The organism is Micrococcus sp. 63XJN7_6_ISO-PGPR-S23-444 (assembly GCF_058072765.1).
In genome coordinates this window covers 1,975,273-1,991,301 of sequence record NZ_CM176516.1, presented here as the reverse complement: position 1 = coordinate 1,991,301, position 16,029 = coordinate 1,975,273, and the positions used below count along the sequence as shown (strand labels likewise).

Genomic DNA, 16,029 nt, shown 5'->3' with positions numbered 1-16,029 from the left:
GGCGAGGGGATGTCCATCGAGCATAGGCGTCGGACAGGAAGCCGCGGCGGTTTGACCTGTGACCCGGCACACGTGCAGAGTGCGGCCATGACCGCGATGTTCTCCGCCCAGGACCACGACGATCTCGACCGGGTCCTCGGCGTGACCGGCAGGATCCCCGACCCCGCCGACCTGCACGCCCTCGCCGACGACGCCGTCGCGCAGGTGCGGCGCTGGCTCGCCGAGTCCCGGGACCACGAGGCCGACTTCGCGGCCCGCCAGCTGGCGGGCGCCCTGAAGGAGCCGGGCGGCCTCGACTTCATCGTGCGCTTCGTGGACCACGTGGTCCGCCCCGAGGACCCCGCGATCGCCGCCCGGGCGCTGCGGGAGCTCGCCGGCCGCGCCCCCGGCTTCCTGCCCCCGGCACTGCGCGCCGTCCTCGGCGTCGGCGGCCGCGCCGCCCCGCTCGTGCCGCGCATCGCCGTCCCCACGGCCCGCCGCGTGCTGCGGCACATGGTCTCCCACCTGATCGTCGACGCGCGGGACCGACAGCTCGGCAAGGCCATCGCGGCCCTGCGCGACGAGCACACCCGGCTGAACATCAACCTGCTGGGCGAGGCGATCCTCGGCCAGGGCGAGGCGGACCGCCGGCTCGAGGGCATCGCCGCGCTGATCCGCCGCGACGACGTCGACTACGTGTCCGTGAAGGTCTCCGCCGCCACCGCGCCGCACGCGCCCTACGCGTTCGACGAGGCCGTCGCGGACATCACCGAGCGGCTCACCCCGCTGTTCGAGCTCGCCCGGGATCGGGACACCTTCATCAACCTGGACATGGAGGAGTACCGCGACCTCGACCTCACGCTCCACGTGTTCACCGCCCTGCTCGAGCAGCCGGGCCTGCGCGACTACGAGGCCGGCATCGTGCTGCAGGCCTACCTGCCGGACGCGCTCGCGGCCATGGTGCGCCTGCAGGAGTGGGCCGCGCGCCGCGTCGCCGCCGGCGGCGCCCCGGTCAAGGTGCGCGTGGTCAAGGGCGCCAACCTGCCCATGGAGCGGATGCAGGCCTCCCTGACGGGCTGGCCGCTGGCCACGGTGGGCTCGAAGCAGGAGGCGGACACCAACTACAAGCGCGTGCTCAACTACGCGCTCACCCCGGAGCATCTGGCCCACGTGCGCATCGGCGTGGCCGGGCACAACCTCTTCGACGTCGCCCTGGCCCACCGGCTGATCGAGCGCCGCGGCCTCGACCCGGCCGCGGTGGAGTTCGAGATGCTGCTCGGCATGGCCACCGGCCAGGCCGCCGCCGTCCGGGCGGACGTCGGCGCCCTGCTGCTCTACACGCCCGTGGTGCGGCCCGAGGAGTTCGACGTGGCGATCTCCTATCTCGTGCGCCGCCTCGAGGAGGGCGCCTCCCCGGAGAACTTCATGTCCGCCGTGTTCGACCTGGACGCGGACGCGGACCTGTTCGCCCGCGAGGAGGAGCGCTTCCGCGCCTCGCTGCGCCACCTGGACGCGGCCGTGCCCCGTCCGAACCGCCTCCAGGACCGGTCCCGCGGGGAGGACGGGCCGACCCCCGCCCCCGTGGACGGCTTCGCCAACACCCCGGACACGGACCCCGCGCTGCCCGGCAACCGGGAGTGGGCCCGCCGGATCCTCGCGGCCGTCCCGGGCTCGGCCCTCGGGGCGGACACCGTCCGCGCCCACCGCGCCACCACGGCCGACGACGCCCGTGCCGCCATCGCCGCCACCGCCGACCCCGGCGCCCGCTGGGGCGCGCTCACCGGCCACGAGCGCGCCGACGCGCTAGACGCCGTCGGACGGGCCCTGCACGCCGGCCGGGCCCGCCTGCTGGAGGTGGCCGCCGCCGAGACCGGCAAGACCCTGGACCAGGGCGACCCCGAGGTCTCCGAGGCCGTGGACTTCGCGCACTACTACGCGCGCCTGGCCCGCGGCCTGGACGCGGTGGAGGGCGCCCGCGCCGTGCCCGTCCGCCTGACCCTGGTGATCCCGCCGTGGAACTTCCCCGTGGCCATCCCGGTCGGGGGCGTCCTTGCCGCGCTCGGCGCCGGCTCGCCCGTGGTGTTCAAGCCGGCCCCGCAGTCCGAGCGGACGGGCGCGGTCGCGTGGGAGCTGATCGTGGCCGGGCTGCGGGACTCGGGCCTGTTCGACGACGGCGGCCCGCTCGCCGGGCACGACCCCGCGGACCTCGTGCGCCTGGTGACGCTGGCGGACGAGGACGAGGCGGAGGTCGGCGCGGCGCTCGTGACCGACCCGGCCGTCGAGCGACTCATCCTCACCGGCAGCTGGGACACCGCACGGCTGTTCAAGGGGATGCGCCCCGACCTGCACCTGCTCGCCGAGACCTCCGGCAAGAACGCCGTGATCGTGACCCCGTCCGCGGATCTGGACCTGGCCACGAAGGACGTGGTCCAGTCCGCGTTCGGTCACGCCGGCCAGAAGTGCTCGGCGTCCTCCCTCGTGGTGCTCGTCGGCTCCGTGGGCACCTCCGAGCGCTTCCACCGGCAGCTGCTGGACGCCGCCTCGTCCCTGCACGTGGCGCACCCCGCGGACCCGCGCGCCGAGATGGGCCCCGTGATCGAGGCCCCCGGCGAGAAGCTGCGCCGCGGGCTCACCGAGCTCGGCCCGGGGGAGCGGTGGGCCCTGCGCCCGCGGCAGCTGGACGAGACGGGTCGCCTGTGGAGCCCGGGCATCCGCACCGGCGTACGCCCCGGCGCCGACGCCCACCTCACCGAGTACTTCGGCCCCGTGCTGGCCGTGATGACGGCCGAGACGCTCGAGGAGGCCATCGGGATCGTGAACGCCGTGGACTACGGCCTCACCTCCGGGCTGCACTCGCTGGACCGGGAGGAGATCGACGTGTGGCTGCGCGGCGTGCGCGCCGGCAACCTCTACGTGAACCGCGGCATCACCGGGGCCATCGTGCGCCGCCAGCCCTTCGGCGGCTGGAAGCGTTCCGTCGTCGGCCCCACCACGAAGGCCGGTGGGCCGCACTACCTGCACGGCCTCGTGGACTGGGAGGACGCGCGCACGTGGGCCGGCGGAGAGGGACGGCCCGGGGCCGAGGCCGACGGCGCGGGTGCGTCCTGGCTCGAGACCGCCCGCGCCCTCGACACCCACGCGTGGACCACCGTGTTCGGGGTGGCCACGGACGTCTCCGCGCTCGAGGCCGAGCGGAACGTGCTGCGTCACGTCCCCACCCCGGTCCTCGTGCGCCGGCACTCGGGGCCCGCCGACCACCTGCTGCGCATCGTCTCCGCCGGCCTGCGCGCCGGGGCGCCCATGACCGTGAGCCTGCGCCCGACCCCCACCGCGGAGGGGCCCGACGCGGACGGGCTCTCGGCCGAGGCCGTGCGCGGCCGGGTGGAGGAGTTGGTCCGGTCCGTCCGCACGGAGGGTGCCGGCACGGCCGCGCCGGTGGACGTCGTCGTCGAGGATGACGCCGCGTTCCACGACCGCGCCCGGCGGCTGGCCCTGGTCCCGCCCGCAGCGGAGGGCGGCGGCGACGCACGGATCCGGCTCGTCGCCGACTGGGCCGGCGACCGGGAGGCGGCCGAGGCGGCGCGGCGCGCGCTCCACGCGGCGCTCGGCGACACCCCCGACGTGGCGGTCTACGCTGGCCCCGTGGTGAGCGCCGGCGAGGTGGAGCTGCTGCCGTTCCTGCACGAACAGGCCGTGTCCGTGACCGCCCACCGGTTCGGCACGCCGGACCATCTGACCGAGGGGGTCCTGTGACCCCGAGGAGGAACCTCTGATGCATCTGATCCCCCGCACGATCTGGGTCGTCGCCCGCGCCCGCCGCCGCCCGCGCGCCGGACTCTGGGAGCCGACGACGTTGCCGATGCGCGCCCTGCCCACGGACGTGGACATGGCCCTGCACGTCAACAACGGCCAGTACTTCGGGCTGTTCGACCTCGGCCGCTTCGACGCGATGGTCCGCACCGGCCTGTGGGACGAGATCCGCCGTCGCGGCTGGACGCCCGTGGTGCAGGCCGAGCAGATCGCGTTCCGCCGCTCGGTGACCCTGGGGCAGCGGTTCGACGTGGAGACGCGGATGATCGGCCTGGATGAGCGCGCGGTGTGGTTCGAGCAGCGCGTGGTGGTCGACGGCGACGTCGCGGTGCGCGCGTACATCTGCACGCGCCTGCGCAAGAAGGACGGCCGCCCCGTAGAGAACGACGAGGTCCGGGCGATCGCGGCGGCGGCCGGCCACGACCTCGCGGGGGAGCCGACGCTGCCGGAGTGGCTGCACGAGTGGCGGCGCAGCGTGGCCCTGCCGTCGGCCCGGACGCCCCTGCCCCACACGTGGGACTTCGACACAGTGCAGCGAGGATGAACGTTCGAGTGATATAGGGCACGATGGTCGGGTGAACAACAGACTCCTGATCGTCGCGACCCTCTCGCTGGCCGCGCTCGTCGTCGTGCTGGTGGCCGCCATCGGCGGCGGCGCGTGGTGGGTGCTGGCGGTCCTCCTGGTGGCGCTGCTCGTGCTCGCCGTGTGGGACATGACCCAGAAGCGGCACGCGATCCTCCGCAACTACCCCGTGCTCGGCCACATGCGGTACCTGCTGGAGTCGATCCGCCCCGAGATCCAGCAGTACTTCATCGAGCGCAACTTCGACGGCAAGCCGTTCGACCGGGACACCCGCTCGATCGTCTACGCCCGTGCGAAGGGACTGGACAGCCACAAGGCGTTCGGCACCGAGCGGGACACCTCGGAGATCGGCTACGAGTTCCTGTTGCACTCCACCGCCCCGGTCAACCCGCCGGAGGAGCCCCCCACGGTGCGGATCGGCGGCCCGGACTGCCGCCGGCCCGTGGACATCTCGCTGATGAACATCTCGTCCATGTCCTTCGGCTCCCTCTCCGCCAACGCCGTGATCGCCATGAACAAGGGCGCCGGCCTGGGCGGGTTCATCCACGAGACCGGCGAGGGCGGCCTCACCAAGTACCACCGCGGCAACGGCGCGGACCTGTTCTGGGAGATCGGCTCCGGCTACTTCGGCTGCCGCAACGAGGACGGCACCTTCAGCCCGGAGAAGTTCGCCGAGAAGGCGCTGCTGCCCGAGGTCAAGGGCATCACCATCAAGATCTCCCAGGGCGCGAAGCCCGGCCTGGGCGGCATGCTGCCCAAGGAGAAGATCTCCCCCGAGATCGCCGAGGCCCGCGAGATCCCGATGGACAAGGACTGCCTGTCCCCGGCGTCCCACTCCGCGTTCCGCACCCCGCGCGAGATGGTCAGGTTCGTCGAGCAGCTCCGTGAGCTCTCGGACGGCAAGCCGATCGGCATCAAGTTCTGCGTGGGCTCCCGCGTGGACGTGCTGGCCATGACCAAGGCCATCTGGGAGGAGCGGATCGCCCCCGACTTCATCATCGTGGACGGCTCCGAGGGCGGCACCGGCGCCGCCCCGCTCGAGTACTCGGACCGCGTGGGCACCCCGCTGACCGAGGGCCTCATGCTCGTGCACAACGCGCTCGTGGGCACCGGCCTGCGCCACATGATCAAGCTCGGCGCGGCCGGCAAGGTCGCCACCGGTTCGGACATCGTCAGGCGTCTGATCCAGGGCGCGGACTTCACCATGTCCGCCCGCGCGATGATGATGGCCACCGGGTGCATCCAGGCGCAGAAGTGCCACACGAACGAGTGCCCCGTGGGGGTGGCCACGCAGGACCCGCGTCTGATGCGCGCCCTCGACGTGGAGGACAAGGGCAACCGCGTCTTCAACTACCACCGCCTGACCGTGCGCGAGGCCGTGCAGATCATGGCGTCCATGGGTCTGACGCATCCGTCCCAGCTGAACACCCGCATGCTGCGCCGACGCGTGGACCACCTGAGCACCCGCTCGTACGCGTCCATCTACCACTGGCTGCGCACGGACGAGCTGCTCAACGACCCGCCCGCCGGCTGGGCCATGGACTGGGAGGAGGCGGACGCGGACCACTTCGGCGAGCACGCCCGCGTGGACTACCTCACCGAGCGCGACCCCGAGTGGCGCTCCGAGCTGCTGATCCCGGGCCGCGAGGCGGGCGGCGCCCCCGTGCAGGGCTCCCCCATCTCCGGGACGGGCTCCACGCTGGTCGACGCCCGGCAGACCGAGTCCGTGCCGCTGACGACGTCGCCGATGCCGCGCGTCAGCTCGTTGGGTGAGGGTGAGTCGCTGTCCCCGCACGGCGGCCGTCGTCGGGCCCCGCAGGATCCGGCACCCGCCGCCACCGCCGGCGAGACGCCCACCGACGAGAACGAGGGCCTGCCGGCGGAGGCCGGCGAGCGGCCCGAGCGCCAGGACGGCGAGGAGGTCACCCAGCGGGGGACCACCGGCCGCGTCGAGGGCGAGCACCGCGGCGAGGGCCGCGTCGGCTGACCCACCCCCGCAGTCACCCCCGCTTTCGAGGCGGGAAATCCACCTCACACGACGCCCCCGGGCGCCCATGAGATAGATTTCCCGCCTCGTCGCGTGAGGGGTCGTAGCCTGGGGCCGTGACCCTGCCCGCCCCCGCCGCTCGCCGCCCCTCCGCGGCCCTGCTGTGGGTGCTGCTGGCGGCGATGGGCGCCGGGCCCCTGTTCAACTACGGCGTCTCCGCCTCCTCCACGGTCGTGATGGAGCGGCTCGACGTCACCTCGGGCCAGCTCGGCACCGTGATGACGGTCGTGTTCGCGGCGGCCGCCGTCACCTCGCTCGGCCTCGGCCGGGCCGCCGACCGCCTGTCCGCCCGCGCACAGCTGAGCATCATCTTCGGCGGCACCGCCGCGGCGCTCGTGCTCGGCGCCGTCGCCCCGTCCCTGCCCGTGCTGTACGCGGCGGCCGCCGTGGCGGGCGTCACGCAGGCCATCTCCAACCCCACCACGAACCGGATCATCCGGACCGTGGTGCCGCCGGAGAGGCGCATCGGGTGGGTCGGGGTGAAGCAGTCCGGCGTGCAGGCGGCCCAGCTGGTCGGCGGCCTGTTCTTCCCGGCCGCGTCCCTCGCCCTCGGCTGGACGGGCGCCGCGCTGGGGGCCGCGGTGCTCATCGGGGCGCTCTGGGTGCTCGCCCTGGTCGCCGCCCCGCCGCTGCCCGGGGCGCCGCCGCCGGCCACCGGCCCCGTCGGCGGGCGACGACGGCGGGACACCTCGCCCCTGCCGGCCACGGTCTGGTTCTTCGCGGCGATCGCGTTCCTCACCGGCCTGGGCATGCAGGCCACGAACACCTACCTGCCGCTTTTCGCGGTCGAGACGCTGGGAATGACGCTCGTGGCCGGCGGCGCCGCGGCGGCCGTGTCCGGGGTGGTGGGGGTGCTCTCCCGGATCGGGTGGAGCCGGCGGATGAGCTCCGGAGACCGGCCCACCACCCTGCTGGCCGTGATCTGCCTGGGTGCGGTGGCCGGCGTCGCGGTGTTCCTCGCCGCGGACCTGCTGGACCTGCCGGCCCTGCTGTGGGTGGGCGCCGCGGTGCACGGCCTGACGGTGCTGGGCGCCAACGTGGTGATCAACGCGGGCCTGTTGAGCGAGGTGCCGGCCGAGCGGCTGGGCCGTGCGACCGGGGCGAACTCGATGGGCATGTACGCCGGCTTCGCCCTGGGCCCGCTGCTGATGGGCCTGCTGCGCGACGTCACGGGCGACTACCGGGCCGGCTTCGCGGTCGTCGCGGCCGGGTATCTGCTGGCCCTGGGCGTGGTGCTGCTGCTGCGTCGCCACGTGGGCCGGCGGGGCGTGGCCTGACGCGCAGGGCCAGGACGAGGCCCACCCCGGAGGACCGCGCCTCAGCGACATCACCGCAGTGCAGCCCTGCGGTGATGTCGCAGCGCCGCGGTCGAACGGGCGTACGGCGGAGTGCGGCGCAGTGCGCGGCGGGGCGTGGACGCCTGACACACGACGACGCCCCCGGTCCGTGCGGACCGGGGGCGTCGGAAGCCGTGCGTCAGGCGAAGATCAGAGCTTCGTCACGTTGGCGGCCTGGAGGCCCTTGGGGCCGTCCTGGGTCTCGAACTCGACGCGGTCGTTCTCCTGGAGCTCCTTGAAGCCCCCGCCCTGGATGGCGGAGAAGTGCACGAACACGTCCGCGGAGTTGTCCTCGGGGGCGATGAAGCCGTAGCCCTTCTCAGCGTTGAACCACTTGACAGTACCGACAGCCATGATGGTGTCCTTTCGATGTGCCCCCGCGGTGCGGTGGCGGTGTTGGACCGCGGCCCGGATGTGGGACGCGGGTGAAGCGGCGAGACTGAACCGCTTGCCCAACACTCATCGACGCCGGCGATGCCGGGCTGACGAGCAGTGAAGATGGCGGGATACAGCTTGATCAACTTCAGGCTCCATCATTGCACGGATCTCGCCGACCGGGAACCAGGGGCCCGATTGTTCACCTGGAGTTCGCTCAGAGCGCGCGCAGGCCGTGGAAGAGATTGCGGTGCAGGGCGGCCGGGGGAGCGGCGTCCGTGTGATCCGCCAAGGCCGTCACCTCCAGCAGCACCACCGTGTGGTCGCCCGCCGGGACCTCGGCGTGCACCCGCGTCTCGAGCCAGAGCGAGGAGCCCCCGATCAGCAGGGCGTCGTGCGGGCTGCGGTGCACGTCGAGACCGGCGAAGCGGTCGCCCTCGCGGGAGGCCAGCTGGCGGCACAGCGGCGTCTGGTCCGCCGCGAGCAGGGAGACGCCGATCGCCCCGGCCCGGCGCAGGCGCGGCCAGGTGCGGGAGCTGTTCTGCGCGGAGAAGGACACGAGGGCCGGCTCCCAGGAGATGCCCACGCCGAAGGAGGAGGAGACCATCACCTCGGGGACGCCGTCGGCGAGGCCTGCCAGCGCGACGACCCCGGTGGGGAAGGCCGAGAGGCCGGAACGGAGGTTGCCGAGGGACAGGTCGGTGTCCCACGCGGCGGTGTGGGGTTCGTGGGTCAGGGTCATGGCGCGCGTCCTCTTCCGATGACTGACGCGGCTCCGCAGACGGCGGGAACGCGGATCGCCCGGATCCGCGGAGGCGCGGTACTTGCCCGCCGGGGTGTCCGAGGGGCCGAATCATCACCTGGAGCACCCCACTACTGCGTGAGAGGGTTGCCGTCCCGCCGGCCAGGGCCGTGAATGACGGGAACTCGTGATTCTGGGGCCAGCCTACGGAGGGGTCCGTGGGGTGGTCAAAGCGCGGCAGTCGCGCGGCGTCATCCGAGCTGCCCGATGTGATGCTTGACACACCGCGCATCGCCGGCCAGGATCAAGCCACTCGAGAGGGGGGAGCTCGAGACCGCGGCCTCCGGCCCCGCAGTCGGTTCTCCGAGAGGGACCGGATCATGCGGATGGACATCGAGAAGAAGCTCGCGGCATTGTCGACCGCCGTGGTCGTCGCGGCTCTCCTCGGTACCGCCATTTCGGGATGCTCCGCTTCCCAGGGCAGCGTCTCCTCCACCGCGAATGCTTCCACCGCTGCGGCGTCCTCCGTCACCCCGACGTCAGCGGCCCCCTCGGCAACCGGGTCGGCCTCCGCCACCGGTTCGTCCGCGTCGTCGCCCGCCGGTGAAGAAGCACTCCCCGCCGCGCTGTTCGAGGAGGACGGGATGACGTTGGTCGAGTACACGCGCCGGCATCCGGATGCGGACCATCTCGACCCGGAGAAGGAGTCCGTCCTGGAGGAGGCGGTCGGGACGGGCACACAGCAGATCACCGTGGACGCTCAACAGGGTGCGGTCCTTCGGGTCATCGTGTTGTGTCCTTCGGATGCCACCGGTGAGACGGAGATCCTGACCTCACGGGGTGGCGGGGGAACGAAGACCTGGATGGCCGGATCGGAGGCGCTGTGCGGCGGCTGGTCGGCGGCGACTCCCCCCGTGGATGAGGCGGGGCCGATGACGTTCACCGTCACGGTGGACAATGACAAGCCGTTCCGGATGGTGCTGACCGCACCCTCCGCATGAGGCCGCCATCACGACGGCGGATGACGGCGCGGGGAGGACTGAGACGCTCAGCGTCGGTCGCGGCCGCGCAGCGCGTCCAGCTGCCGGCGGTCCCGCTTGGTGGGCCGGCCCGCGCCCCGCTCGCGGTACGGCACCGCGAGCAGCTCACGCGGCACGGGCGGCGGGGAGTGGTCCACGTACTGCTGCCGGGCCACGGGGGCGCCCACCCGCTTGGCGATCAGCCCCGTGACCTCGAGGATCCGCTCGCCTCCGTCCTGGCGCACCCGCACCCGGTTCCCGACGACGACGGGCGTCGCCGCCTTCACGGGCTCGCCGTCGATGCGCACGTGGCCTGCGCGCACGGCCGCAGTGGCCGCGGACCGGGTCTTGTACAGCCGCACGGCCCACAGCCACGCGTCGATGCGGACGCCGCTCACGCCCGCCCCCTCACGCGAAGCGGGCGCGGATCGCGGCGCCGTGCGCGGGCAGGCGCTCGTCCTCGGCCAGCACGCCGATCCCGTCCGCGACCTCCTCGAGCCCGGTCTCCGTGTAGCGGATGCGCTGCTGCAGGCGCAGGAACGTCACGGTGTTCAGACCGGAGGAGTGCCGGGCCGTCCCCGAGGTGGGGAGCACATGGTTGGACCCGGCCGAGTAGTCGCCCAGCGGCACGGGGGCGTACGGGCCCACGAACACGGCGCCAGCGTTGCGGATGCGCCCCACGAGGGCCTCGGGGTCGCGCGTCTGGATCTCGAGGTGCTCGGTGGCGTAGCGGTCGGAGACCTCCACGGCCTGGTCCATGTCCCGCACCAGCAGCACGCCGGACTGGGGGCCGGTGAGGGCCTCGCGGATCTGATCCTCGTGGAACGCCCCGGGCACCTGCGCCTCGATCGCCGCCAGCACGTCCCGGAGCAGGTCCTCGGAGTCCGTGATGAGCACGGAGGCGGCTAGCGGGTCGTGCTCGGACTGGCTGATCAGGTCCGCGGCCACCCAGTCGGCGCGGGCGGTGCCGTCCGCGATCACGGCGATCTCGCTCGGCCCGGCCTCGGCGTCCACGCCGATCACGCCCTGCAGGGCGCGCTTCGCGGCGGCCACGTACACGTTGCCGGGCCCCGTCACCAGGTCGACGGGCGCGCAGAGCCACCCGCCGTCGTCGTCCTGGACGCCGTGCGCCAGCATGGCCACGGCCTGGGCGCCGCCGGCCGCGTAGACCTCGTCCACGCCCAGCAGCGCGCACGCGGCGAGCACGGTGGGGTGGGGCAGGCCGCCGTGGTCCCGCTGCGGGGGCGAGGTCACCGCGAGGCTCCCCACGCCGGCCGCCTGCGCGGGCACCACGTTCATCACCACCGAGGAGGGGTACACGGCGCGGCCGCCGGGCACGTACAGGCCCACGCGGCCCACGGGGAGCCAGTGGTTCTCGACGACGGCGCCCTCGCCGAGCTCGACCGTCGAGTCCTGGGGGTGCTGGGCGGCGTGCACGAGCCGGGCCCGGCGGATCGACTCCTCCAGCGCCGCGCGCACCCGCGGGTCGAGCCCGGCCAGGGCGGCCTCGCGCGCCTCCGCGGGCACGCGCAGGGCGGGCGGACGGACGCCGTCGAACCGCTCGGCCAGCTCCAGCAGGGTCTGCTCGCCACCGTGGCGGACCTGCTCGATGATCGGGGCGACCACCGGCACCACGGAGGACACGTCCACGTTCGCCCGCGGGATGATGCGGGACAGGTCCGCGGTGGCGGTGTCGAGCGGGCGCAGGTCGGTGACGGAGAGCATGGATTCCTCCAGAGGGGCGGCGGCGGGCCGGCGGGACGGGGCGCGACGACGGCCGGGCCCGGACCGCGCGGACGGTCAGGCTCCATTGTGCTCTTCTCCGGGGTGCGTCCGGGGGCGGGTGTCAGACTGTCGTCATGGTCCTCCTCACCCTGCCCGCCCTCGCGACCCCGCCCCTGCTGACCGCCCTGGACCGCCTCCTGGCGGGCGAGACCGTGCCGTCCGGGGTGGAGGGGGACATCCAGGACGGGGCGGCCGCCACCACGCGGGCCTTCGGCGTGGAATGGGGGACGCTGCTGACCGTGCTGATGGCGTTCGCCATCGGCGCGGCGGTCGTGTACCTGGCCCTGCAGGTGGCACGCGTCGTGCTCGTGCGCCGCCCCGCATTCCAGCAGGGCGCCGCGCGGCTGAGCCTGCCGGCCGCCGTCGCCGCCGGCCTGCTGGCCTCCCGGATCTGGCTCGGGGTCATGGCCGAGGAGCAGACCTGGTACCGGCCGGCGTCGTTCCTGATGCTCATCGCCGTGGCCGCGGCGGGCGCATGGGCCGCGTGGCGCCTGGTCGGCGTGATCGAGAAGGGGATCCTCGGCCGCTACCAGGAGACCAGCGTCGAGCACCGCCGCGAGCGACGCATCCGGACGCAGACCATCCTGATCCGGCGCATCCTCAACGCGGTGATCGTGGTGGTGGCCGTCGCCGTGGTCCTGCTGGGGGTGCCCGAGGTGCGCTCGCTCGGGGCCGGTCTGCTCGCCTCCGCCGGTGTGATCTCGGTGATCGCCGGCCTGGCCGTGCAGTCCACGTTGACCAACGTGTTCGCCGGCTTCCAGCTCGCCTTCACGGACGCGATCCGGGTGGGCGACGTGGTGGACATGGAGGGCGCGTTCGGCACCGTCGAGGAGATCACCCTGTCCAACGTGGTGGTCAAGCTCTGGGACGGGCGACGTGTGGTCTACCCGTCCTCGCACTTCACCACGCAGCCGTTCGAGAACTGGACGCGCGTGGGCACCGAGGTCTCCGGCGTCGTGGAGCTGGACGTGGACTGGCGGGTGCCGATGGACGCGCTGCGCGCACGGCTCGCGCAGCTGCTCGAGTCCACGGACCTGTGGGACGGGCGCGAGCACGCGCTGCAGGTGACCGACGCGACCGGCGGCGTCGTGCGCATCCGCGCCGTGGTCTCCGCCCGCAACTCCGGCGACCTCTGGGACCTGCGCTGCCTCGTGCGCGAGGACCTCGTGGCCTTCCTGCGCCACGAGCACCCCGAGGGCATCGTGGTGCAGCGCATGGTGGTCCGGCACCCCGCCCACGACGACGCGGCGCCCGCCTCCGAAGGCTCCGACGCGGGGGCCCGCGGTGGCGACCGGACGGGTGAGCCGGGCCCGGACGGCTCCGGGGTGGCGGCCCGCGAGCCGCGCCCGCGCACCGCGCCGCTGCCGCGCGTCGACGGCGCCGATCCGCGCCCGCACACCCTCACCACACCGCTGACCCGCGTGGGCGACCACTCCGGCCTGTACACCGGCTCGATGACGGCGGTGCAGCGCAACCGCGAACTCGCCGGCCCGGGCGAGGAGGCGTTCGCCGAGCGGCGCGCCCAGCAGGCCAAGCAGGCGGCGGAGGCCGCGGCGGCGGACGAGGCCGGGCGGCGCAGCGGCGCCGGCTCCCACGCGGACGGCCCCCTCGACGACGCCGTCACGCGCCGCCGTCAGGACGACGAGGACTGAGGCCCGGCGGGAGCGCTCAGCGCTCGAGCGTCGGGTCCCCGGAATCGACGGGTGTGAGCCGACGCCGCTCTGCCATCGGCTCGGACGCGGGCAGGCCGTGGGCGGCCGGGTCCGTCTCGGCGACGTGGCTCACGGCCTCGGGCGTGTGGTCCCCGTACTGCCGGTACTCCTTCACGCACAGCACCGGCTGATCGATCTCCTGCAGCAGCTCGTCCGAGACCGATCCCATGACGAACCGGCCGAAGCCGCCGCGGCGGCGCACGCCGATGACCACGATGGACGGGTCCAGCTCCGCGGCCACGTCCTTCATCTCCTCCACCGTGGACCGGCCGCGCGCGTACTGACGGAACTCGGCCGTCACGCCGGAGGCGTCCAACCGGGCCTGCACGCCGCGCTGCTGCTCCTCCGTGACGAGGGACTTGGTGCGGTGCTCGCCGCCGGGGCCCGCATTGACCACCACCACGTGCTCGCCGGTGGAGCGGGCGATGTCCAGGGCGGTGTCCAGAGCGGCGTCCGCGGCCTTCGAGGGGGCGTAGCCGACGAGGATGGTCATGGGGTGCCTCCGCGGGGTCGAGGGGACGGATCTGAGGTCAGCGTAGTGCGGGCCGGGCCCGCGGCGGAGGGGCTCAGCCCTCGCGCAGGTGGCGCAGGTGCGCGGCCACCGTCTGGACGGCCACGCGGGCCACGGTGCCGGTGAGGCCGGGGTAGATGCGCGGGGCCAGGTCCTCGGGCGTGATCGTCGCCGCCTCGGTCTCGGGCAACGCGGCCAGGGCGGCGCGGATCTGCTCCAGGCGGCCCTCGCGGTGGTGCCGGTAGTCGCGGGCGACGACGTCCAGCGGCTCCGGCACGGGCCCGTGCGCGGGCAGCACCGTGAGCGGGCCCGCCGCCTCGAGGCGGCGCAGGCTGGCCAGATAGTCGGTGAGGGTGCCGTCCGGGTGGTCGAGCATGGTGGTGCCCGAGCCGAGGATGGTGTCGCCCGTGATGACCGCGCCGTGCGCGCCCGCGTCCGGGACGGCGAACGAGTAGGAGTCCGAGGTGTGGCCCGGGGTGTGCCAGGCCAGCACCGGGGTGCCGGCGACGTCGATCCGCTCGTCCGGCGTCAGGACGGCCGCCCCGCCGCGGCACCAGTCCGGGTCCGCGGCGCGCACGGGCGCGCCCGTGGCCGCGTGGAACGCGTCCACCCCGCCGGTGTGGTCGGCGTGCCGGTGCGTCACCAGGATGAGCGCGATCCGGCGCCCCTCGGTCGCCGCACGCACGCGCTCGAGGTGGGCGGCGACGTCGTCCTCCGGGCCCGGGTCCACCACGACGGCCGCGTCCGAGTCCGGTGCGGCGACCACGTACGTGTTGGTGCCCGCGAGGGTCATCGGGGAGGGGTTCTGGGCGGTCACGCAGCGCACCAGCGGGGCGGGCGTGGGGCCGGGCGTGGCGGTGGTCGTCGTCATAGGCTCGAGTGTATGGAGAACCAGCAGACCGGCCAGGCCGCGGACCGCGGCACCATCGACACGCGCGAGGGGCTCACGGGCAACTACGTGCAGTCCGGGGCGGAGTTCACGCGGGACACGAACTACATCGCGGACCGGATCGTGGCGGATCCGGAGGCCGTGCGGGCCCTGCCCGTGGCCGAGCCGTCCACGGTCGGCCGCGTGGGCGGCGGGCTCACCGAGGGGGCCGAGGCGTGGCCCGTCGAGGCGGGCCGCTACCGGCTCGTGGCGGCGCGGGCGTGCCCGTGGGCGAACCGGACGATCATCGTGCGGCGCCTGCTCGGCCTGGAGGACGCGATCTCGCTGGGCACCCCGGGGCCGACCCACGACGAGCGGTCCTGGACCTTCGACCTCGACGAGGGCGGGAAGGACCCCGTGCTGGGCACCGAGCGGCTCCAGGAGAACTACTTCAAGCGGTTCCCGGACTACCCGCGGGGCATCACGGTGCCGGCGATCGTGGACGTGCCGACGGGCGGCGTCGTGACCAACGACTACCCGCAGATCACCCTCGACCTCTCGACGGAGTGGACCGCGTTCCACCGCGACGGCGCCCCGCAGCTGATCCCCGACGCCGGGCCGGAGCGGGACGAGATGTTGGAGGTGATCGAGCGCGTGTTCACCGAGGTGAACAACGGCGTGTACCGGTGTGGCTTCGCGGGCTCGCAGGAGGCGTACGACGCCGCGTACGAGCGGCTGTGGACCGCGATGGACTGGCTCGAGGAGCGCCTGACGACGCGCCGCTTCCTGATGGGGGAGCGGATCACCGAGGCCGACGTGCGGCTGTTCACCACGCTGGTGCGGTTCGACCCCGTGTACCACGGGCACTTCAAGTGCAACCGGAACAGGCTGACCGAGATGCCGGCGCTGTGGGGCTACGCGCGCGACCTGTTCCAGACCCCGGGCTTCGGCGACACGATCGACTTCGCGCAGATCAAGGAGCACTACTACGTGGTGCACGAGGACATCAACCCGACGCGCATCGTGCCCGCGGGCCCGGAGCTGGGGAGCTGGCTGATCGAGCACGGGCGTGAGGCGTTCGGCGGGGACCCGTGGGGCGGCGGCACCGCACCCGGGCCCGTGCGCGAGGGCGAGCGCGTGGACCCGGAGCACACGCCGCTGCGGTGACGTCGCTCGGCCCGGCCCGCAACGCGGGTTGAGTTATCGCGGGTGGCGCGGCTGGACACCCGCGATAACTCAACCCGCGTTGGGGTGCGGACCG

Annotated in this window: 13 protein-coding genes and 1 riboswitch; of the genes, 7 read left to right on the top strand and 6 right to left on the bottom strand. The window is 73.8% G+C overall.

Going from position 1 to position 16,029, the window contains the following annotated elements; genetic code table 11:
* The first annotated feature begins 87 nt into the window (after window positions 1-87).
* The 4 genes from AC3RJ9_RS09135 to AC3RJ9_RS09120 all read left to right on the top strand — a co-directional run bounded on the left by AC3RJ9_RS09135 (window position 88) and on the right by AC3RJ9_RS09120 (window position 7,696).
* Complete coding sequence (locus AC3RJ9_RS09135; RefSeq protein WP_123244319.1) at window positions 88-3,732, top strand: bifunctional proline dehydrogenase/L-glutamate gamma-semialdehyde dehydrogenase; 3,645 nt, start codon at window positions 88-90, stop codon at window positions 3,730-3,732.
* A gap of 19 nt (window positions 3,733-3,751) precedes the next feature.
* The gene (locus AC3RJ9_RS09130) at window positions 3,752-4,333 is read left to right on the top strand and encodes an acyl-CoA thioesterase (protein WP_002858008.1); all 582 of its coding nucleotides are present in this window, start codon (window positions 3,752-3,754) and stop codon (window positions 4,331-4,333) included.
* Between the two features lie 31 nt (window positions 4,334-4,364).
* Complete coding sequence (locus tag AC3RJ9_RS09125; RefSeq protein WP_199727634.1) at window positions 4,365-6,359, top strand: FMN-binding glutamate synthase family protein; 1,995 nt, start codon at window positions 4,365-4,367, stop codon at window positions 6,357-6,359.
* A gap of 116 nt (window positions 6,360-6,475) precedes the next feature.
* Window positions 6,476-7,696: an MFS transporter gene (locus tag AC3RJ9_RS09120; protein ID WP_123244317.1), complete on the top strand. Its 1,221-nt coding sequence runs from the start codon at window positions 6,476-6,478 to the stop codon at window positions 7,694-7,696.
* Window positions 7,697-7,906: 210 nt separating this feature from the next.
* Here AC3RJ9_RS09120 and AC3RJ9_RS09115 read toward each other — a convergent pair whose 3' ends face one another.
* Together AC3RJ9_RS09115 and AC3RJ9_RS09110 are read right to left on the bottom strand one after the other, a co-directional pair.
* Complete coding sequence (locus AC3RJ9_RS09115; RefSeq protein ID WP_020628179.1) at window positions 7,907-8,110, bottom strand: cold-shock protein; 204 nt, start codon at window positions 8,108-8,110, stop codon at window positions 7,907-7,909.
* Between the two features lie 238 nt (window positions 8,111-8,348).
* The gene (locus AC3RJ9_RS09110) at window positions 8,349-8,873 is read right to left on the bottom strand and encodes a flavin reductase family protein (RefSeq protein ID WP_100058010.1); all 525 of its coding nucleotides are present in this window, start codon (window positions 8,871-8,873) and stop codon (window positions 8,349-8,351) included.
* 73 nt (window positions 8,874-8,946) lie between these two features.
* A riboswitch (SAM riboswitch) is annotated at window positions 8,947-9,066 on the bottom strand.
* Window positions 9,067-9,259: 193 nt separating this feature from the next.
* Here AC3RJ9_RS09110 and AC3RJ9_RS09105 point away from each other — a divergent pair.
* The gene (locus tag AC3RJ9_RS09105) at window positions 9,260-9,874 is read left to right on the top strand and encodes a hypothetical protein (protein WP_233569954.1); all 615 of its coding nucleotides are present in this window, start codon (window positions 9,260-9,262) and stop codon (window positions 9,872-9,874) included.
* Between the two features lie 47 nt (window positions 9,875-9,921).
* On the opposite strand, the gene AC3RJ9_RS09100 is transcribed toward AC3RJ9_RS09105, so the two are convergent.
* Window positions 9,922-10,290: an RNA-binding S4 domain-containing protein gene (locus AC3RJ9_RS09100; protein ID WP_095347005.1), complete on the bottom strand. Its 369-nt coding sequence runs from the start codon at window positions 10,288-10,290 to the stop codon at window positions 9,922-9,924.
* A gap of 10 nt (window positions 10,291-10,300) precedes the next feature.
* Window positions 10,301-11,617 carry a histidinol dehydrogenase gene (gene hisD / locus AC3RJ9_RS09095; RefSeq protein ID WP_123244316.1) on the bottom strand — a complete coding sequence of 439 codons (1,317 nt, stop codon included), beginning with the start codon at window positions 11,615-11,617 and terminating at the stop codon, window positions 10,301-10,303.
* A 134-nt stretch (window positions 11,618-11,751) separates the two neighbouring features.
* Between hisD and AC3RJ9_RS09090 the strand changes: the two genes are divergently transcribed.
* On the top strand, window positions 11,752-13,329 hold the full coding sequence (locus AC3RJ9_RS09090) for a mechanosensitive ion channel family protein (protein ID WP_233569953.1): 1,578 nt from the start codon (window positions 11,752-11,754) through the stop codon (window positions 13,327-13,329).
* 16 nt (window positions 13,330-13,345) lie between these two features.
* Here the strand turns inward: AC3RJ9_RS09090 and AC3RJ9_RS09085 are convergent, their stop codons facing one another.
* Window positions 13,346-13,882 (bottom strand): universal stress protein, encoded by a 537-nt coding sequence (locus AC3RJ9_RS09085; protein WP_049147497.1) that lies wholly within the window; start codon window positions 13,880-13,882, stop codon window positions 13,346-13,348.
* 73 nt (window positions 13,883-13,955) lie between these two features.
* Window positions 13,956-14,771, bottom strand: a complete 816-nt coding sequence (locus AC3RJ9_RS09080; RefSeq protein ID WP_036338768.1) for an MBL fold metallo-hydrolase — start codon at window positions 14,769-14,771, stop codon at window positions 13,956-13,958.
* Between the two features lie 12 nt (window positions 14,772-14,783).
* On the opposite strand from AC3RJ9_RS09080, the gene AC3RJ9_RS09075 reads away from it, so the two are divergent.
* Window positions 14,784-15,935, top strand: a complete 1,152-nt coding sequence (locus tag AC3RJ9_RS09075) for a glutathione S-transferase family protein (RefSeq protein WP_123244315.1) — start codon at window positions 14,784-14,786, stop codon at window positions 15,933-15,935.
* The last annotated feature ends 94 nt before the right edge of the window (window positions 15,936-16,029 follow it).